The organism is Roseibium sp. R5 (assembly GCF_055755305.1).
In genome coordinates this window covers 2,375,318-2,392,953 of the sequence record NZ_CM146910.1, presented here as the reverse complement: position 1 = coordinate 2,392,953, position 17,636 = coordinate 2,375,318, and the positions used below count along the sequence as shown (strand labels likewise).

At 56.3% G+C, this 17,636-nt stretch carries 17 protein-coding genes and 1 tRNA gene; 5 read left to right on the top strand and 13 right to left on the bottom strand.

Annotation, left to right across the window (positions count from 1 at the left end):
• Nucleotides 1-76: 76 nt before the first annotated feature.
• Nucleotides 77-1,183 carry an S-methyl-5-thioribose-1-phosphate isomerase gene (mtnA, locus tag AC0J4F_RS11150; protein WP_473026285.1) on the top strand — a complete coding sequence of 369 codons (1,107 nt, stop codon included), beginning with the start codon at nucleotides 77-79 and terminating at the stop codon, nucleotides 1,181-1,183.
• A 15-nt stretch (nucleotides 1,184-1,198) separates the two neighbouring features.
• On the opposite strand, the gene AC0J4F_RS11145 is transcribed toward mtnA, so the two are convergent.
• Nucleotides 1,199-1,819: a GNAT family N-acetyltransferase gene (locus AC0J4F_RS11145; protein ID WP_473026284.1), complete on the bottom strand. Its 621-nt coding sequence runs from the start codon at nucleotides 1,817-1,819 to the stop codon at nucleotides 1,199-1,201.
• A 157-nt stretch (nucleotides 1,820-1,976) separates the two neighbouring features.
• On the opposite strand from AC0J4F_RS11145, the gene AC0J4F_RS11140 reads away from it, so the two are divergent.
• The gene (locus tag AC0J4F_RS11140) at nucleotides 1,977-2,258 is read left to right on the top strand and encodes a hypothetical protein (RefSeq protein ID WP_473026283.1); all 282 of its coding nucleotides are present in this window, start codon (nucleotides 1,977-1,979) and stop codon (nucleotides 2,256-2,258) included.
• 121 nt (nucleotides 2,259-2,379) lie between these two features.
• Nucleotides 2,380-2,661 carry a flagellar biosynthesis protein gene (locus AC0J4F_RS11135; protein WP_473026282.1) on the top strand — a complete coding sequence of 94 codons (282 nt, stop codon included), beginning with the start codon at nucleotides 2,380-2,382 and terminating at the stop codon, nucleotides 2,659-2,661.
• Between the two features lie 5 nt (nucleotides 2,662-2,666).
• Here the strand turns inward: AC0J4F_RS11135 and flhA are convergent, their stop codons facing one another.
• From flhA to AC0J4F_RS11090, 9 genes are all read right to left on the bottom strand, one after another.
• Entirely contained in the window at nucleotides 2,667-4,844 is a 2,178-nt protein-coding gene (gene flhA, locus AC0J4F_RS11130; RefSeq protein ID WP_473026281.1) for a flagellar biosynthesis protein FlhA, read from the bottom strand.
• A gap of 66 nt (nucleotides 4,845-4,910) precedes the next feature.
• The gene (gene flbD / locus AC0J4F_RS11125; protein ID WP_133945901.1) at nucleotides 4,911-6,263 is read right to left on the bottom strand and encodes a sigma-54-dependent transcriptional regulator FlbD; all 1,353 of its coding nucleotides are present in this window, start codon (nucleotides 6,261-6,263) and stop codon (nucleotides 4,911-4,913) included.
• Nucleotides 6,264-6,275: 12 nt separating this feature from the next.
• Nucleotides 6,276-6,611, bottom strand: coding sequence for a flagellar motor switch protein FliN (gene fliN, locus AC0J4F_RS11120; RefSeq protein ID WP_133945899.1), 336 nt, complete (start codon nucleotides 6,609-6,611; stop codon nucleotides 6,276-6,278).
• On the bottom strand, nucleotides 6,608-7,300 hold the full coding sequence (locus AC0J4F_RS11115; protein ID WP_209002074.1) for a FliH/SctL family protein: 693 nt from the start codon (nucleotides 7,298-7,300) through the stop codon (nucleotides 6,608-6,610). The genes fliN and AC0J4F_RS11115 overlap by 4 nt, the downstream gene beginning before the upstream one ends.
• Before the next feature lie 38 nt (nucleotides 7,301-7,338).
• Complete coding sequence (gene fliG, locus AC0J4F_RS11110) at nucleotides 7,339-8,388, bottom strand: flagellar motor switch protein FliG (protein ID WP_133945894.1); 1,050 nt, start codon at nucleotides 8,386-8,388, stop codon at nucleotides 7,339-7,341.
• A complete protein-coding gene (gene fliF / locus AC0J4F_RS11105) occupies nucleotides 8,388-10,004 on the bottom strand; it encodes a flagellar basal-body MS-ring/collar protein FliF (protein WP_133945892.1) in 1,617 nt (538 codons plus the stop codon). Before fliF ends, fliG begins: the two co-directional genes overlap by 1 nt.
• 313 nt (nucleotides 10,005-10,317) lie before the next feature.
• A complete protein-coding gene (sciP, locus tag AC0J4F_RS11100) occupies nucleotides 10,318-10,593 on the bottom strand; it encodes a CtrA inhibitor SciP (protein ID WP_008194991.1) in 276 nt (91 codons plus the stop codon).
• A gap of 312 nt (nucleotides 10,594-10,905) precedes the next feature.
• Nucleotides 10,906-11,592, bottom strand: a complete 687-nt coding sequence (locus tag AC0J4F_RS11095; protein ID WP_473026280.1) for a flagellar hook assembly protein FlgD — start codon at nucleotides 11,590-11,592, stop codon at nucleotides 10,906-10,908.
• A gap of 30 nt (nucleotides 11,593-11,622) precedes the next feature.
• Complete coding sequence (locus AC0J4F_RS11090; protein ID WP_473026279.1) at nucleotides 11,623-13,764, bottom strand: flagellar hook-length control protein FliK; 2,142 nt, start codon at nucleotides 13,762-13,764, stop codon at nucleotides 11,623-11,625.
• Nucleotides 13,765-14,134: 370 nt separating this feature from the next.
• Here AC0J4F_RS11090 and mnmA point away from each other — a divergent pair, with 370 nt between their 5' ends.
• Both mnmA and AC0J4F_RS11080 read left to right on the top strand, forming a co-directional pair.
• Entirely contained in the window at nucleotides 14,135-15,313 is a 1,179-nt protein-coding gene (gene mnmA / locus AC0J4F_RS11085; protein WP_473026423.1) for a tRNA 2-thiouridine(34) synthase MnmA, read from the top strand.
• Nucleotides 15,314-15,428: 115 nt separating this feature from the next.
• Nucleotides 15,429-15,505 (top strand) — tRNA-Met (locus AC0J4F_RS11080).
• A 174-nt stretch (nucleotides 15,506-15,679) separates the two neighbouring features.
• Here the strand turns inward: AC0J4F_RS11080 and AC0J4F_RS11075 are convergent.
• The 3 genes from AC0J4F_RS11075 to AC0J4F_RS11065 form a co-directional block, all read right to left on the bottom strand.
• Nucleotides 15,680-15,934, bottom strand: coding sequence for a hypothetical protein (locus AC0J4F_RS11075; RefSeq protein ID WP_473026278.1), 255 nt, complete (start codon nucleotides 15,932-15,934; stop codon nucleotides 15,680-15,682).
• 16 nt (nucleotides 15,935-15,950) lie between these two features.
• Nucleotides 15,951-16,757, bottom strand: a complete 807-nt coding sequence (locus AC0J4F_RS11070; protein ID WP_473026277.1) for a toll/interleukin-1 receptor domain-containing protein — start codon at nucleotides 16,755-16,757, stop codon at nucleotides 15,951-15,953.
• A gap of 129 nt (nucleotides 16,758-16,886) precedes the next feature.
• A complete protein-coding gene (locus tag AC0J4F_RS11065; protein ID WP_473026276.1) occupies nucleotides 16,887-17,594 on the bottom strand; it encodes a DNA-methyltransferase in 708 nt (235 codons plus the stop codon).
• Between the last annotated feature and the right edge of the window lie 42 nt (nucleotides 17,595-17,636).

Below are 17,636 nucleotides of genomic sequence, written 5' to 3'. Positions count from 1 at the left end.
CCAGCGAAGGCTGGCTGGTTTGCGCCATCATGTTGCGTTATTCAAAGAGAAATCCGGTTTTTTGGGAGGCGCCGCCATGAATGTCGACGGAGAGAAGTACCGGACGATCTGGCTCGCAGATGACGGTGTCACGGTCGAGACTATCGACCAAACGAAGTTTCCATTTACCTTTGAGACCGTTCAACTGCGCACGATGGCCCAAGCGGCACATGCGATTCGCGTCATGCAGGTGCGCGGTGCGCCGCTCATTGGCGCAACAGCTGCATATGGTGTGGCACTCGCCATGCACGAGGATCCGTCAGACGTGTCCCTGCTGGCGGCTTGTACCGTGCTTCTGGAAACACGCCCAACTGCAGTCAATCTGAACTGGGCGCTGGAGAGGTGCCGGAGATCCCTAATCAAGGTTCCTCCTGAAAACAGGGCAGAAGCCGCCTACGCTCTGGCAAATGAGATTTGCGATGAGGATATCGCGATCAATCTCTCAATCGGTATGCACGGCATGGAGTTGATCGCGGCTCTCGGCAAAACCAAAAGGCCTGGTGAGCCGATCAACATTTTAACGCACTGCAATGCCGGATGGCTTGCGACGGTCGATTGGGGGACCGCAACAGCACCCATCTACATAGCCCATGACGGCGGTATTCCGGTTCATGTCTGGGTGGATGAAACCCGGCCGAGGAACCAGGGGGCCTTCTTGACGGCCTGGGAACTCGGACATCACGGGGTGCCTCACACGGTCATTGCGGACAATGCCGGAGGCCATCTGATGCAACATGGAGAGGTCGACATTGTCATCACCGGTACAGACCGGACAACAGCCACCGGGGATGTCTGCAACAAGATCGGCACATACTTGAAGGCGCTGGCAGCCAAGGACAACAATGTGCCGTTTTACGTTGCGCTCCCCTCGCCCACCATCGACTTTTCCCTATCCGATGGCGTGCGCGATATTCCGATTGAGGAACGCAATGGGGATGAAGTCAGCTGGATTACGGGCCGCACGGCCACCGGCGCGCTGGAGACCGTCCAAATAGTTGCGGAGGGCTCCGAAGTGGGCAATCCAGCCTTCGATGTAACCCCCGCCCATCTCGTGACCGGCCTGATCACCGAACGCGGTGTTCTGGACGCAAACCGGCAGGCGATCGCCCATGCGTTTCCGGAGCGGGTCCAAAAGAATGCTTGATCGAAAATGCAGCGATCAGTTCTGGCCCATCAGACAAGGAACATGCGGCGCAGTTTCACTGGCATATAAGCCAAGTCCACGCGGATCATCCGCCACTTCGATGGACCGTTTGTAAGGCTTAAAACCACAGGACTGATAAAACTTCAGCGCTTGGGGACTGTCCGCCGTACAAGTGTGCAACCACAAACGTTTTGTTTCAGGCCGCGACCAAGCCATCTCTACCGCTTGCGCCATCAGCCACCGGCCAACACCTCCACCAATAGCGCTTGGCACCAAGCCAAAGTAGGCGAGCTCGACATTCTCCGGGTCGGCGTAATTCAGCTCCAATGTGCCAACCGCCTTACCGGCGCGCAGCGGAAGGAAGTTTTCGCGAGCGGGCTCCGACAAAAGGGCCTCCAATTCGGCGTCCGGCTTAATCAATCGTCCAAACCAGATCCATTCCTCTCCGACTTCCCGAAACAACGCCTTGTACTCGGAAGCCGATGGAGACGACCAAGCCTCCAAGGTAATATCAGAGCGCTGCGGAGCAAGCGTTTCTGAGGGCTTTTCGGTCATTTCCAAATAGGTGACAACAACGGCGATTTTTGTGTCCGGCACTTCCGTGTAACCGTCGAGGTTCAAAATCGGATTTGGCATAAAAACTCCAATCAGCAACACTTTTCTAAGTGCATGTATCAGCTGATTAACCGTAAGCCAAGAATCGCTCGATACCTCCGGTTTTGCGTCATACACAAGCGCAATCCGTTAACTGTTCTGAGCGCATTGCACCTTTGACGAAACGTTGGAGGCCGCAATGCCGGTCACTGGATCAAAGTTTAAAAACAACTTCTTCCGCACGCGCGATACCCGCAAAAAAGCTTGGGCGAGGAACGACCAAATCTGGAAGTTGCGGCGGTCAAGAGCTATTCAAAAAAGCCAACACATCGGCACCCAACTGGTGAACTCGGTGTTGCGGATCAATCAGGCATCGAACGAACTGCAAGCGCTCCACTTAATGAAAGTTCGTCTTTATAATCCCGATGGCGGCTACAACACTCCGTCCGCCATCGCCACCCGCATCAACATGCAGGTTTGACGACCGCTGATACGACAAGAACGAATTCAGTCTCAGGGACTTTGTGTGCAATACGCATGCTGATTAACACGCTGTTAACCATGTTTTGTGAAGGTCGATGTGTATCCAGGAGAGATGCGCAATGCCCAAGGTCGGAAATTACATCCAGCGTGACTATCATAAACGTTTCAGCTCCAAGCGTACGGCTCGCTGGAAAAGCTACAACGAGGGTTGGTCACAAAAGCGCTCAAATTCCCTCCAGAAATCGCAGGCATTGAGAACGCAGCTCACAACTTCTATTACGAACATCACAATCACCTCGGGAACGCAGCAGGCCCGGTTTTTCCTCCAAAACGCCTCTGCACCACAATCAACCTATGCCAGCCCGACTGCCGTGGCCGCACGGGTCAATGTTCTCATTTGATGGTTTCAGATTGAACCTATCGTCTTCAGTTTGATGCGGGGATGGACTTCGCCCTGGCTCATGACCGTTGTATGCGCCCGGAAGCGTTCCACAATGGAGCGAACGAACGGCCGGGTTTGCGGCGAGGTCAACAGAACTGGAACCTCACCCTGCTGAGCCGCTTCTTCAAAGGCGTCGCGTACCACCCCAACAAATTCCTGAAGCTTGCTTGGCTGCATCGCCAGTTGACGGTCGTCCCCCTCACCAATGATAGCTTCCAGGAACGCCTGTTCCCATTGTGGCGACATGGCAATGAGCGGAAGGTACCCACCGGCTGCAAGATTGGCTGCACAAATCTGCCGGCCGAGCCGCGTGCGGACATGTTCTGCAATCGTGTCCGTGTTGCGGGTCATGCCCGTTGCTTCCGAAACGCCTTCCAGGATCGTGCCGAGATCGCGCACGGATATCCGCTCGTTTAGCAGGGCCTGCAACACGCGTTGAACGCCGGACACGGTGATTTGGGACGGGATCAGGTCTTCGACCAGTTTGGCCTGCTCGCCCTTGAGTTCTTTCAGGAGTTTCTGAACATCCCCATAGGTCAGCAATTCGCTGATGTTGTTCTTGATGGTCTCCGTCAGATGGGTCGACAAGACGGTCGCCGGGTCCACAACGGTGTAACCGCGCAAGGAAGCATCTTCGCGGTATTGCGCCTCGACCCAGGTCGCAGGCAGTCCAAAGGTCGGTTCTGTGGTGTGCGTGCCCGGCAGTTTGACCTGCCCGCCAGCCGGGTCCATGACCATGAAGTGGTTTGGATAGAGAATGCCGCGCCCGGCCTCGACTTCTTTCACCTTGATCACATAGTCGTTTGCTCCAAGCTGAATATTGTCGAGGATGCGGACCGGCGGCATGATCACGCCCATGTCGCCCGCAATCTGGCGCCGCAAGGCCTTGATTTGCTCGGTCAGGACATCAGAATCGCCGTTGGCCTTGCCATTGATCAGCGGCAGCAGTGCATAGCCAAGCTCGATCCGCAGTTCATCCATCTTAAGCGCATCTGTGATTGGCGGCTCCGGCGGCGGCTGCGGCGCTTCTTCGATAGCCTTGACCACGGCGGCCTTGGCCGCTTCCTTCTTCTTGTTCGCCCCGACCTGATAAGCGAGATATGCGGCTCCCGCAGCAAGGCCCAGGAATGGGATCATCGGCATGCCAGGCAACAGGGCAAGCACCACCATGACGGCCGCCGACATGCCCAGCGCCTTGGGGTAGCCTGTAAACTGGCTTGTGAGCGCCTTGTCGGCGGCTCCATGAACCCCTGCTTTGGAAACAAGCAGGCCGGCAGCAGTGGACACGATCAATGCCGGAATTTGGGAAACGAGACCATCACCAATGGTCAGAAGCGTGTAGTTGTTGGCAGCTTCCGAGAAGGTCAGCTCCATCTGCGCGACACCGATGAAAATGCCGCCCAGAATGTTAATAAATGTGATCAGAAGGCCCGCAATTGCGTCTCCGCGGACGAACTTCGAAGCACCGTCCATCGCCCCGAAGAACGAACTTTCATCTTCCAGAGCCTTACGGCGAGCTTTGGCCTCCGATTCATCAATAAGCCCGGCAGACAGATCAGCGTCGATCGCCATCTGCTTACCCGGCATCGCGTCCAATGTGAAACGGGCCGCGACTTCCGCGATACGGCCCGAACCCTTGGTGATGACGACGAAGTTCACGATCACCAGGATCGCGAAAACGATAATCCCGATGACGAAATTGCCGCCCATCACCAGATTGCCGAACGACTGGATGACATTTCCCGCAGCAGCCGTGCCTTCATGGCCGTTTGCAAGGATCAGCCGGGTCGAGGCTATGTTCAGGCCGAGCCTCAACATTGTCGCGATCAGAAGAACCGTTGGGAAGGATGAAAACTCAAGCGGTTTTTGAATGAAGAGTCCTGTCATCAAGACGAGGACGGAGAAAATGATCGACACCGCCAGAAACATGTCCAGCATGACCGGTGGCATCGGGAGGATCAGCAGCGTCAGGATCACCAAAATACCGGTCGCAAGGCCGACATCGCCCTTGCGCAGCGTATCAATGATTTCATGAACGCTCGGAAAACCCGAAACGGCAGCGCCGGATGGCGCTCCGGAAGCGCCCTCATGCCCGGTATTTGGTCCGGTTGGACCGCCACCACCTGCTGCTGTGTCTGACATTTACGACGTAGATCCCATTCCAAACTGACGCGAATTCAGTTACTTGTATGCCAACCTGCTACTTGATTAGCCCCGTGCCTCGCCCGGGCTCGGCACTTGAACGCCCTCATCCGTGTACTGATTCAGCTTGTTGCGAAGTGTCCGGATGGAGATCCCGAGGATTTTTGCCGCGTGCGTCCGGTTCCCGAGACAGTGGTCGAGCGTGTCCAGGATCAGATCCCGCTCCACGTCGGCAACTGTCCGGCCAACGAAATTCCGGGTGACAGCCTCAGCAGTTTGCGCCGCCCGTTCTGCAGGTCCCCGCGCAGCGCTTAACGGTGTACCGTCCGGCATGCGAATGGCTTCAACACCGATCTCAGCGCCGCTTGCAAGAAGAATGGCGCGGTGCATGGTGTTTTCCAATTCACGAACGTTGCCCTGCCATTGATTGGACATCAGGGCCTGCCGCGCTTCCAGAGAAAGCTGGCGGATCGGCACGCCATTGGCTTCCGAATAGTGGGCAATGAAGAACTGCGCCAGCTCCATGATATCGGCTGGGCGTTCGCGCAAGGGCGGCAGTTTCAGATTGACGACATTCAGGCGGAAGAGCAGATCTTCCCGGAAGCTTCCAGACCGCACACTCTCGGCAAGATCGCGGTTCGATGTCGCCAGAATGCGAATGTTCACGGGTACAGGCCGTGTGCCACCAACCCGGTCGATGACACGTTCCTGGATCGCCCGCAGCAGTTTTGCCTGCAGCCGGACATCCATTTCCGAAATTTCGTCCAAAAGCAGTGTGCCACCATCGGCTTCCTCGAACTTGCCGATCCGGCGGGCAACTGCGCCTGTGAAAGCCCCCTTCTCGTGTCCGAACAATTCGGATTCAAGAAGATGTTCCGGAATGGCTGCACAATTGATCGAGATGAATGGCTTTGACGCGCGGTTCGAGCATTTGTGCACGTGACGGGCGATCACTTCTTTACCCGTCCCCGATTCCCCCGTAATCAGGACGGACGCCTCGGACGGTGCTACCTGTTCTGCGAGTTTCACAACAGATGCCATAGCGTCGTCGCGGTAAATCAGATCGCCGCGATCCTGGGCAACGGCAGCAAGAACGGCTGCGATCAACTCCGGATCCGGAGGCAGCGGGATGTACTCCTTCGCCCCAGCACGAATTGCGGAGACGGCAGCTTGTGCATCTGTTTCGACACCGCAAGCAACCACAGGCACATGAACCCGTTCCGTCTGCAGCTTGGCGATCAGACCTTCGATATCGAGGTGAACTTCAACCATCAAAAGATCGGCGCCACGGCCGGACCGCAGGACTTTCAGTGCTCCCTCGACGTCATCGGCGTGCGTGACCTGAGCTCCACGCTGCATGGCGATCTTCGACGCTGCAGTGAGCTGGCCGCCCAGAGTTCCGACAATCAGCAGACGCATACGATCCCTCTTCTATCGATCGGTCTTGATGATTTCCGTCATGGTCACACCGAGTTTGTCCTCCACGAGAACAACCTCTCCACGTGCCACTAGGCGATCATTCACATAAATATCAATGGCTTCCCCGACTTTGCGGTCGAGTTCCAACACCGTACCTGACGCGAGTTTCAGCAGGTCCGACACATGCATTTTCGAGTGCCCAAGGACCGCTGAGATCCTAACCGGAACGTCGAATACCGCTTCAAGATCGGCCGCCGACTGAGGGTTATGGATCTCCTCAGCCTCTCCAACCCGATCCGGCGCTTCCAATTCATCCAGAGGGATGTTTGTGTCTTGTTCGTCACTCATGCCTCAGTGTCTTTCTCAGATGCTCCATCGGCCTTCGGAGCCGGTTTCGGAGTGCGCCCTGCTTTCAAATACGCGCGGATGCTGCCATCAATTTCAGCTTCAAGAGCTTTGCGGTCCCGCCGAATTCCGCCATCCGCCCACTCGATGTGGCAATCGCCTCTGGCAATCTCCGGCTCGCCAAGAATGACCAGGCGCCCCTCGAAACCCTTTTCATGAATAATGGGGTCGACCTTGGCCTTAAGTGCTTCCACGTCCCGCTCAGCCACACGAATGACGAGATGGGGTGCCCGCCGCAAAGGACCCAAACACTCTGACACCAAAGCAACGGTTTCTGCCAGTGGCTGCCGGGCAATCAGATGTGCGCAGAGGCGTCTAGCCACAAGAAATGCAAGGCCGACAGCATCCTTCTCCTGATTGGCAACGGAATCGTCGATGGTTTCCAGTACCCGGCCAACGGCGGCCACCAGATGCCCAACCTCTTCCGTTAACAAGGTCTCTTGTTTGGTCTGCAAGTCCTTGAGCGCCTGAACCCGGCCTTCTTCAAATGCCTGCGCCTTGGCTTTTTTAAGCTGGGCCTGGTGGTCGGCGACCGGCATCATCGGAATTTCCGGTTTCGGCGGCTCAACAACTTCGGGCTCTTCGGGCTCCGCGAAGTCAGTGTTGAACAAAAATTTAGACGGGTTCGTCATCGTGCCCAATCTCGTATATGTCCCAGCCTCGTGCCGCATTAGTAGATGATCTCTTCATCGCCCTTGGATTTCGAGATCATAATCTCACCCTTGGCAGCCAAATCCTTGGCTTGATTGACCATTCCAGTTTGCGCATCGTCTACATCGCGCAAGCGGACCGGTCCCAAGGCCTCCATATCGTCCTGCAACAGCTTCGCGGCACGCGAAGACATATTGCCAAAGAAGAATTCGCGTGCTGCGTCCGTAGAGCCCTTGAGGGCGATCGCAAGCTGATCTTTCTCTACATGCCGCAACAAGGTCTGAGCACTTGCCGCGTCCAGCTTCAGCAGATCATCGAAGGTGAACATCAGGGTCTTGATGCGATCTGCCGCTTCACGGTTGTCCTCTTCCAAAGCTGCCAGGAAACGGGCTTCGGTTTGACGGTCGAAGTTGTTGAAGATGTCAGCCATCATTTCATGGCTGTCCCGGCGCGAGGTGTTAGTCAGGTTGGACATGAATTCCACCCGCAATGTTTGCTCGACTTTCTCCAGAACTTCCTTTTGAACCGCGTCCATGCGTAGCATCCGGCTGACAACTTCGAGCGCCAACTCCTCAGGCAGGATGCCCAGGACGCGCGCCGCGTGATCGGAATTGATCTTCGACAGGACCACCGCAACGGTTTGTGGGTACTCGTTCTTCAAGTAGTTGGCGAGAACGTTTTCCTGAACGTTGGAGAGCTTCTCCCACATATTCCGACCTGCAGGACCACGGATTTCCTCCATGATGACACTGACTTTGTCACCAGAAAGGAAAGTCGACAGCAACCGCTCCGTCGCATCAACGTTGCCGGTCAGTGCGCCCTTTGAACTGATGCGGCGCACGAAATCCTTGAAGAGATCCTCCAACATTGTCGGCGTGACCGGTCCGAGGTTTGCCATGGCAGCGGACACTTGCCGGACCTCAATCTCATCCAGTTTGTTCCAGATCGGCGCGCCGTGAGATTCGCCAAGAGCCAGCAGCAAAACAGCAGCCCGCTCAGCGCCTTTTAGCTCACGCTCTTCCTCATCGACACTAACGGTGAGCTGTTGCTGTAACTGATCACTTGCCATTAAGCCGCCTGCTCATCTAGCCAACCACGGACAATGTTCACCGCCTCGGTTGGATGATCAGAGATCATTTCGCCAACTTTCGCGATCGAACTGGCCTGGAGTGCACCTTCTTGTTTTGCCTGCTCCAACCATTCAATCACGAATTCATCTTCTTCCTCTTCTTCCTTCGGCACTTCGCTGTCAGCGACCAACGTACCATCTGGGCCGATCACCAACTCCTGCGGTTGCTGCTCTTCCGGTGTCACGATACGGCGCAGAAGCGGGCGGACGACGAAGAGAAGGAGCAGAATTGCGATCAGGAACAGGACCCCAAGCTCTGCAAAACGCATGATATCAGAGCGCGTAAACTCAAAGAGCCCGTCCGCCTCAGCAATGTCGAGTTCCGGAGGCAGGGCGAATTGAAGATTAATCACTTCAACAACATCGCCGCGCGCCTCATCGAACCCCACAGCTGAGCGCACCAGCACAGCAATCCGGTCGAGAGCTTCCTGGGAGCGCGGCGTGTAGACGGAATTGCCATCTCCATCAGTCTCGTAGGTACCATCTACAAGCACTGCGACCGAAAGACGTGTAATGCGGCCAGCTTCAACGACTTCCGTGCGTGTAGATCTGGAGATCTCGTAATTGACTATCTCTTCGGTCAGCGAAGACGTATCTTGCTCCTCAGCATCGTTGTTCTGATTGGCGTCGGCATTTGGAAGCTCGTTTCCAACCGTGACCTGCCCGTCTTGACGGGTACTGGATGTCGCCTCTTCCTTTGTCTGGGTCGAGCGAACGACCTGCCCTTCCGGATCGAAGGTCTCTGTCGTCTCCGTCAAACGATTAAAATCGATATCAGCATTGACGCGCACCCGGGCACGGCCTGGCCCGACAACGGAATTCAGTATTTCCTCGACCTGATTGCGCAGGCGGCTTTCGATGGCAGTTGACCGTTCCTGCAGCCGGGCAGAAACCATGCCCTCGTCATCGCTGCTTGCGCCCGACGCTAGCAAGCGGCCGGATTCATCGACAATAGACACTTTGTCCGGGTCCAGCCCATCAACAGCCGTCGCCACGAGGTGCTGAACCGCACGGATTTCGCCGGGCCCCAGCCCCCCGCGCACGTTCAAAACGATTGAAGCAGACGGCGGGCGCCGGTCACGCTGGAACAGCTGGCGCTCAGGGATCACGAGATGAACACGCGCGGAGCGGATCCGGTCCAGGGAGCTGATCGTGCGCGACAGCTCGCCTTCCATTGCACGGAGGTGATTGATGTTCTGGACAAAGCTGGTAGCGCCGAGCGTGTCGGAGCGGTCGAAAATCTCGTACCCGATGGAACCGCCTGTCGGGAGGCCTTCAGCGGCGAGTTGCATCCGCAAACGCGCGACTTGCTCCTGCGGCACCATGATGGACGCGCCTTCGCGGGCCAACTTGAACTGCACCCCCTGACTTTCAAGCTGGGAGACGATCGCTGCGGAGTCTTCAAGCGTCAGCTCATTGTAGAGCGTCGTCATCTGCGGCGCAGTCACCCGGAAGATGATGAACGCAAAGACACCGACCAGGATCGCTGCAACGGCCCCCATCGCCGCGATCCGCGCTGGTCCCAGTGTTTTTATGAATTCAATAAGTCCGTTCACGAATGCCCGCCCGCATCTTTCGCCTGCCACTTGCCCTTATCGGCAGAGTCGGCAAATCACGCCATGCCTCTGTTGGGCAAAATTTGCCGCCCGGAAGGTTAACAATAAGTTAACAAAACATTATCAATGCGGGTGAGTTGGCTGATTTCTGCGAAATTCGCTAAGGCATTTTGCAACTGAAGTGGGGAAAAACTGCCCACCTCATTAACCTTTGGATAAGTTTACCGAAAAAGCGCGCAACAAAAAAGGCCGGCTAAGCCGACCTCGTCGCACCGCCCCCACGCGGTCGTTAATATCTTTGGCTGTCACGCCATCAATTCCGGTATTGCTGGATCCGCGTTGCGCGAAGCCCTGCCAATCCATGTTTTTCGATCGAGCTCTGCCAAGACAGGAACTCTTCGACTGTCAGGGTATACCTCTGACAGGCTTCCTCGAGGGATAATAGGCCGCCCCGCACTGCTGCTACCACTTCCGCCTTCCGCCGGATAACCCAGCGCTTGGTAGAGGTAGGTGGAAGATCCGCAATCGTGAGCGGGCTCCCATCCGGGCCGATGACATATTTTACACGCGAACGAATTTGTTCGGTCATTGTACTCTCACACTAACCATGACCAAGGTTGAATTAGAGACTACACAATGACGCTTAACAAACGACTAAAGCAATATTTGACTTTTATTAACTATAATATCTGGAATCTGTGAATGATATTTAGGGATTGATGAATTCATTACTTCAAAAACAAGTGAAACTTATTAGGTTTTGTTAACCATAAGCCTGCTGCCATGCAATTTGCAATGCAATGCGCTGAAACGCCCTCAAGATGCAAAAATGCAGGGCGTCAGCTTTTACTGGCACCCTGCAAAACCACTAATTTCAAGCAAATTACTTAGCCAACGAGATTTAGATAGACCTTACGGACTTCACCGCGCTCACTGGAACTGAGAGCTCCCCAATCCTCAGGAACGGTACGGCTCCGCTAAAGTCCACTTCGTCAACGACACCCGAGACTTCGATGGATGCGGGCTCGGCATTCCCGGCGCTGTCACTTACATTCAGCTGGATCGTGTAGGCGCCCTTGGACGCCGTGCCACCCAAATCAGTGGTCCCATCCCATGTGTAAGTGCCACCGCCCGCCTTGAGCTCGATTTCCCCAGAGTAGACCGTCTGCCCTGCATCATTCAGGATCTCGACGGTCCCGGTCGCATCCTCCAGGACATCGTATTTCCAGTTCGCCTGACCGTTATCGAACATTGCCGTCCCGCCAGCGGCTGTCACTTCGGTGCCTATGTAATTAACGTAGGCAGATGACTGATTGCTGGAAAGCAAACTGATCATCTCTTCGAGGTTCTTGTTCGTTTGAATAGACTGTTCAACATTCGAATACTGAACCAGCTGGTTGGTGTATTCAGCAGAATCGAGCGGATCCAACGGATCCTGGTTCTGGATTTGCGTGGTCAGCATGCTGAGAAACAATTCGTAGTTCGCCGACAAGCCAGCTTCACTAGCCTGCGTGCTGGATTGGCTCGATGATTGTGTCGTTCCGCTTGTGCTGCTGGTGTTGCTTGTACTCGGTGAAAAAAAGGTCATCACACTCTCCTCAGGCACTCTAGGTGCCCATTAAATCCTTACATCCAGGCCGCCGCGCTGCTCTGCCAGCGTCATCCTGAGAAGTTGCCCCTCCATGGCCTCATCCGCTGAGGCATCCCCGCCGCCATCCGCTTCGGTATTGGCTGTGCCGGATTGCCCGTTTTGCTGTCCCTGGTCATCTTGGGATGCAAACTGTTGTCCCGGCCCTTGTTTCAGCGAAAACTGCAGATCATTTGAATTGGTGTTCAGCCCGGCCGCCTCGAGCGCGCGCTCCAAACCGCGCTGATCCCGCAGGAACATGTCGAGCGTTTCAGGACGCTCAACAATCAGATGCGCCTGAACACTGCCATCCGCTGCAACCTTCATGTTGACATCAACTCTCCCGAGCTCGGGAGGATCAAACCGCATCTGAAACCGGATCTGCGCGTTTTTCAGGTTCCGTGCCATCTCAACTGCGACCTGAGAGGCCAATTGAGAGCTTTGTGCCTGATTTGGCGTCTGCAAGGCCTCGGTGCGGGCCGCTCCCTGCATCTCACCACCGCGCACGGTCGCGGTGAAATCAAGGTCCGCACCCAGATCTGTTTCAAAAGCCGATGCAGGGAGAACTTCATCTGCAATAATTTCATTTGAGAGAGCAGCTGCAGGGATAGCACTCTGCTGACCAGCTCCGCTGCTACTCAGCATGGCCACCATCTGCGGTTGGCTGCTGCTCGGTCCCGGCATCTGCGGTGTCGCGGAATTCACCGAAGGCGCCTTCGCCCCTGCGAACAACACCTCTCCAGCAGGTCTGCGCTCCAAACGCACAGGTTCAGCGTCCGCATCAACAGCAAGGTCATCAACACCCAAATCCGCACCACCCTGCTCTGCTATTGCTGGCTGCGGGATGATAGAGTTCGTCGGCCGGCTTGAAACGGCAACCGGCGTCACAGGAGGCTGTGCGCTTGCTGCCGGAGCCGGTTGCGCTTGAGGCATCGACGGGGTCACTGGCGCAGGTCTTGCAATCTCAGGCGCAGCTGGTTGACGGACATTTGCCTCATCCTGCGTCACAGACACCTCTGCGGCCTGCGGAGCCACGACAGACTGATTATTGACTGCAGAAGAAATCCCTGGCTGTGCGTTGATTTGTGCGCCGACCTGCGCAGACGTGTTCAGAGGCTTTGCAACAGGCTCCTTGGACCCGGCGGCCTGCGCTGCAGCTTGAGCCCTCGCCGCTTGTTGAAGCGGATCGAGAACTTCGCCGGAAGCATCATCCTGAGCAACCGGTACGTTTTGCGGTGCCGCTTGAACCATGACGGACTGCGAGCGCAACTCCGGCGGCAAACTCACCTGCCATCGCCGCTGCTTTGGCTCAATGATCGGCGCCTCATTTGTCCGGCTGAGACCGTCTTCAGCGGCAGATGATATTGATAGCGGCTTTGCCGGATCGGCAGTCTTAACCACCGTTGCTGCCGCTTTCCCCTCCTGCCCAGCCACATCACCGGCAGCGCTCTCAACCTGCGGAGCGATGATCGGCTGGCGATTTACCGGAGGCGGGAGATCAGAGACATCTTGTGAAGAGCTTGCGGGGGCCGCCTCGGACACCCCGGCTGGAGATGGCGCACCAGCGGCATCTGTTCCAGTAAAACCTAATCCGGACACAAAACCAGGCTTGCTGGCAGCACCAGCCTTCGCAGCAACTGCCTCGCCCTGAACATCACCACCATTGTTTCCAGCAGCAGTTGCATCGCCGTCAGCGGCGGGACGAACAAGCGGAAGGCCCGCCTCTTCCACCAATCCGCCATCTTCAGCAGCAGGAACAGGTCCAGCAGCATTAACGACAGGGCTTTCACCAGCAGCAGCCTGCCAAATCTCCCCCAAGCTTCCAGGAACGGCAGCACCGGGGTCATCGGCCAGGACGGCACCGGCCTCCAGCGTCTCGTCACCCGCTGCAGCTTCTGCGCTCACAACGGCGTCGCCAGCAAGCTCGGCCGCATCGGCCTTCAGCGCATCCGGGTTCGGTGCTGACTGATTGCCAGAGACAGCGCCGCCTTCTCGCGCAACACTGTCAGGCGCCAATGCCTGCAGGGTCTCCTGAAGATCATCCGAAAACTGCCGAAACCCGCTTTCGGCTTTCCCCATGGGCCCGGCAACACTCGCGCTGCCACGATTGGCAGACGAAGAAGCGGCAGTCATATCGGTCATCAATCCAAAAGGCAGCACAAGAGCACCTCAATAAAATTTGCCCGCAATTGGGCAGACAGCGTCACGAAATGAGAAAGCAAACCTCGGGCCAGTTTCAAAAATCCAATCAAGGCATTGAATCTCAAAGCGTTTGAACCCTGCCAACCTGACACCAACCAGCCATAACGCGGCAAGCTTTGCCGCTCCGGCAATGCATGCCGGGTGCGCACGGCTCGCAATTGGCAAGCAGCGTCCTTATCTGTATAGTGCGCGCCAATTGGAAATGGCCCGAGGAAACAAGCGTTTCCCGGCTGACCGGACACGGCGCTTACTTGACGCCTGTGACCGGCAGGGCCCGAACTTTCTGAAAGTGCCTTTGAACATGTTGAACAGTCTGGATCTTCCCGGCCGCCCCGAAGACACGCGCGTGGTCGTTGCCATGTCCGGCGGCGTGGACAGTTCCGTCGTTGCCGCGCTGATGCACGCCGAAGGTTATGATGTCATTGGTGTGACCTTGCAGCTCTATGACCATGGCGCCGCCGTCGCCAAGGCAAAGTCATGCTGTGCGGGCGTCGACATCCATGACGCACGCCGGGCCGCCGAAAAGATCGGCATCCCGCACTACGTGCTCGACTATGAAAGCCGTTTCAAGGAACAGGTCATGGACCGGTTTGCCGACAGTTATATTGCCGGCGAAACACCCATTCCCTGTGTCTCCTGCAACCAGACCGTCAAGTTCACCGACCTCCTGAAAACGGCAAAGGATCTTGGCGCGGACGCCTTGGCTACCGGCCACTATGTTCGCTCGGCAGCTAACGGCAACAAGCGCGCACTCTTCCGCCCCACAGACCTCGACCGGGATCAGAGCTACTTCCTGTTTGCGACAACGCAGGAACAGCTGGATTTCGTCCGCTTTCCGCTCGGCGGCATGCCGAAGTCTCAAGTCCGTGCCCTTGCCGAAGAGTTCGGGCTGTCGGTTGCCAACAAACCTGACAGCCAGGACATCTGCTTCGTGCCGAACGGAGACTATGCCGCGGTGATCCGAAAGCTGCGGCCAAACGCTGCCGAACCTGGCGAGATTGTCCATATGGACGGCCGGGTCCTGGGGGAGCACAACGGCATCATCCACTTCACAATCGGCCAGCGCCGAGGCATTGGTGTGGCCACGGGCGAGCCGCTTTATGTGGTGCGCCTTGATGCGGACGAACGCCGCGTGATCGTGGGCCCGCGTGAGGCTTTGGCAACTCACACGATCCTGCTGCGCGAAATGAACTGGATCGGTGATCAGCCGCTCGATGAAGGCGACGAGATCGAGGTCTTTGCCAAAGTCCGCTCCACCCGCCCGCCGGCCCCGGCGACCTTACGGATATTGAACGGCAAGGCCTTTGTTGATCTTGCCAACGGCGAAACGGGTGTCGCCCCCGGTCAGGCGTGCGTCTTCTTCGACAGTGATGACGAAACGGCCCGCGTCCTTGGTGGCGGCTGGATCCACAAGACCGAGCGCACCGGCACTTGGGCGGTGGATTTTCCACAAGCGCAAGCCCCGGTTTCTGCCGCCTGATCGACGTTTAGAAAGAATGCGCGCAGGCAAGCATTCAACGCTTGACGCCTGCGCGCAGCCTAACTATAAGCTCCCCCACATCGCAGCGCTTTGCACGAGAAGCAGCTGACCGGATGGCGGGGTAGCTCAGGTGGTTAGAGCAGCGGAATCATAATCCGCGTGTCGGGGGTTCGAGTCCCTCTCCCGCTACCACTTTTACAAGCCTATAAATTCTTATCCAGGCCAGCCCGTTGAGGTTCGGCAATCACGTGGTCTCCATCTGTAGCGCGCAATTTCGTTTGGCAAATCGCGCAACTTCATTTGGCACCCAGTTTAAAGCTGCTTTATAGGCTGTTTGAGCCAGTCGGAGATGACTGCCGTTTGATCTCATGTCGGCGGGCTGATTGTGAGGTCGCCGCCGCGCAATCCGCGCCTCGCGTTTTCACATCGGGGGCTTTGGCAGAGAAAATTCCGGGAGATCCGGGTCTCGTTGACAATCACATAGTTTTCCCCGAGCCGATCTATCAACGCATTCAGGTCCAGATCCCGGCCGACTTTGCAATATGGATGTTTGCAATGGCCGATGATCCGGTAGTTGGCGGCCTTCAGGTCGCCGAGGGTGGAGAGGGAGACCGGAGCCATTTGAGCTGTCTCCCCTTCATTCTGTTTCATCTTTGTCATTTGCGGGTTTGACCACGCGCTCCGGCGCTTCTGATGTTTCCTGAACGGCCGGTGATTGGGGGGGCTTAAATCCTATGCGCGATGAACGATCGGACTCAAGTAAGTCAGCTATGGCTCGTGTCAAAAATTCGGGTGTTTTTGTACTTCTAGTGGTGTTACGTCCACCGAACGTGCCGGGAAAGAAGTGTTCTTCATTCTCACGGGATAGATCACGAACAGCATGATCTAGGCTTCGGACCATTGAGACGAGTTCTTCCAGAACTTCCCCTGTTGGTCTGTGCTCTTGCCGAACCGGATTATCTGCTGGCGGCATGTTGTTCAATCTGACATTAAAGTTTGGCCAAACCGCATCAACGAGTTGTTTGAGTGTGTCTTCGGATCTTGGATCTTTGAGCAGTTTATTAAGCCCCAATACTATGTCGCAGATCCCATCCTTATCAACGGGCTTGGCTTGAAACTGACTTAAAGGTCCGGCGTTGGAAAGGTCGCTCGGACGTACTTCCCATAACAACGGAACCACTCGCCCTGTATCGACGGATTTCGCAAGCGCACCGGCTTCAAAAAGTATCCAAGGTGCGGTCAGGTTTTCAGGTGTAACACATACAATGCCGAATTCGGTCTTTTCTAACTGACCGGCTATTTCTGATGACCAGCGTTGTCCAACCTCGATATCATTGGACGATATCCAGGGTTTTACTGTCTCGAAAACCAGTGGCAGCCATTCCGAAAGAGCTTCAGCAATATGCTTGCTGCGCGGTCCGCTCCAGCTGATAAAAACCTTCATGAAAACTCCATACTAATCTAAAATTTAGATACCTATTTCGAGCATGAAACCCCGGTAGTCAACCGTGGCGAGCATATAGAATGTGAGGGACAAGACCGGCCGGAAACTCCGGCCGATATTGGTGGAATTTTAAACGGCCTTTGAAAGCCGCTCGCTGGCAATCTCGTAGTAGGCTTCCGCGCGCTCACAACCGACAAAGCGGCGACCGGATCTGAGCGCTGCAACGCCGGTTGTCCCGGATCCCGCAAACGGGTCCAGGACCGTTCCTTTTGGACAGACTTGAACAAGCGCGTCCATCAGAGGCACCGGCTTGCCTGTTGTGTGAAGCTTTGGCCCGCCAGCTGTGACCCGATGGCGAATAACACCGGGATAGGTTGGGCCATCCTTGTCATGCCATGGGCCTTTCGACCCCCACAGGATGAACTCGGCCTGCTGGCGGAAGCGGCCTTTGGCTGGGCGGCAGGCCTCTGTCTTGTCCCATGGAACGCAACCCCTGTAGGTGAACCCGGCCGCCTGAACAGCATCTATCATCACCGACAACTGACGCCAGTCTGTGAACACCAAAAACGGAGCGCCAGGCTTTAGAACCCGGTGAGCCTCGGTCAGCCATAGAGTTGACCAAAGCATGTAGGAATGCTGGTCGCGGTTTTCGCCGGAGAACTCGGGATATATCATCGGATTGTTGACATACTTGTTGTTGGCGCTGTCAGCTGTTCGGGCGCTGCTGTGAAGCCCACCCGATGAATATGGCGGATCGGTTACCAGAGCGTCGTACTGTTCGGCGGACTGGTCGGCCAACCAGATCAGAGCGTCTTGCTGGAAGAGTTGCCAGGACATGTCTTCTCCTTGCTTTCAGCCGCTCTTGTGGCGTTCGGAGAA

Excerpts from the sequence above, each read along its gene's own strand:
- AC0J4F_RS11070 (WP_473026277.1), bottom strand. The coding sequence starts at position 16,757 with ATGAAGGTTTTTATCAGCTGGAGCGGACCGCGCAGCAAGCATATTGCT.
- fliG (WP_133945894.1), bottom strand. The coding sequence starts at position 8,388 with ATGGCAAGTGATCAGTTACAGCAACAGCTCACCGTTAGTGTCGATGAG.
- AC0J4F_RS11115 (WP_209002074.1), bottom strand. The coding sequence starts at position 7,300 with ATGACGAACCCGTCTAAATTTTTGTTCAACACTGACTTCGCGGAGCCC.
- mnmA (WP_473026423.1), top strand. The coding sequence starts at position 14,135 with ATGTTGAACAGTCTGGATCTTCCCGGCCGCCCCGAAGACACGCGCGTG.
- fliN (WP_133945899.1), bottom strand. The coding sequence starts at position 6,611 with ATGAGTGACGAACAAGACACAAACATCCCTCTGGATGAATTGGAAGCG.
- flhA (WP_473026281.1), bottom strand. The coding sequence starts at position 4,844 with ATGTCAGACACAGCAGCAGGTGGTGGCGGTCCAACCGGACCAAATACC.
- sciP (WP_008194991.1), bottom strand. The coding sequence starts at position 10,593 with ATGACCGAACAAATTCGTTCGCGTGTAAAATATGTCATCGGCCCGGAT.
- AC0J4F_RS11075 (WP_473026278.1), bottom strand. The coding sequence starts at position 15,934 with ATGGCTCCGGTCTCCCTCTCCACCCTCGGCGACCTGAAGGCCGCCAAC.
- AC0J4F_RS11135 (WP_473026282.1), top strand. The coding sequence starts at position 2,380 with ATGCCCAAGGTCGGAAATTACATCCAGCGTGACTATCATAAACGTTTC.
- flbD (WP_133945901.1), bottom strand. The coding sequence starts at position 6,263 with ATGCGTCTGCTGATTGTCGGAACTCTGGGCGGCCAGCTCACTGCAGCG.
- AC0J4F_RS11145 (WP_473026284.1), bottom strand. The coding sequence starts at position 1,819 with ATGCCAAATCCGATTTTGAACCTCGACGGTTACACGGAAGTGCCGGAC.
- mtnA (WP_473026285.1), top strand. The coding sequence starts at position 77 with ATGAATGTCGACGGAGAGAAGTACCGGACGATCTGGCTCGCAGATGAC.
- AC0J4F_RS11090 (WP_473026279.1), bottom strand. The coding sequence starts at position 13,764 with ATGACTGCCGCTTCTTCGTCTGCCAATCGTGGCAGCGCGAGTGTTGCC.
- AC0J4F_RS11065 (WP_473026276.1), bottom strand. The coding sequence starts at position 17,594 with ATGTCCTGGCAACTCTTCCAGCAAGACGCTCTGATCTGGTTGGCCGAC.
- AC0J4F_RS11095 (WP_473026280.1), bottom strand. The coding sequence starts at position 11,592 with ATGACCTTTTTTTCACCGAGTACAAGCAACACCAGCAGCACAAGCGGA.
- AC0J4F_RS11140 (WP_473026283.1), top strand. The coding sequence starts at position 1,977 with ATGCCGGTCACTGGATCAAAGTTTAAAAACAACTTCTTCCGCACGCGC.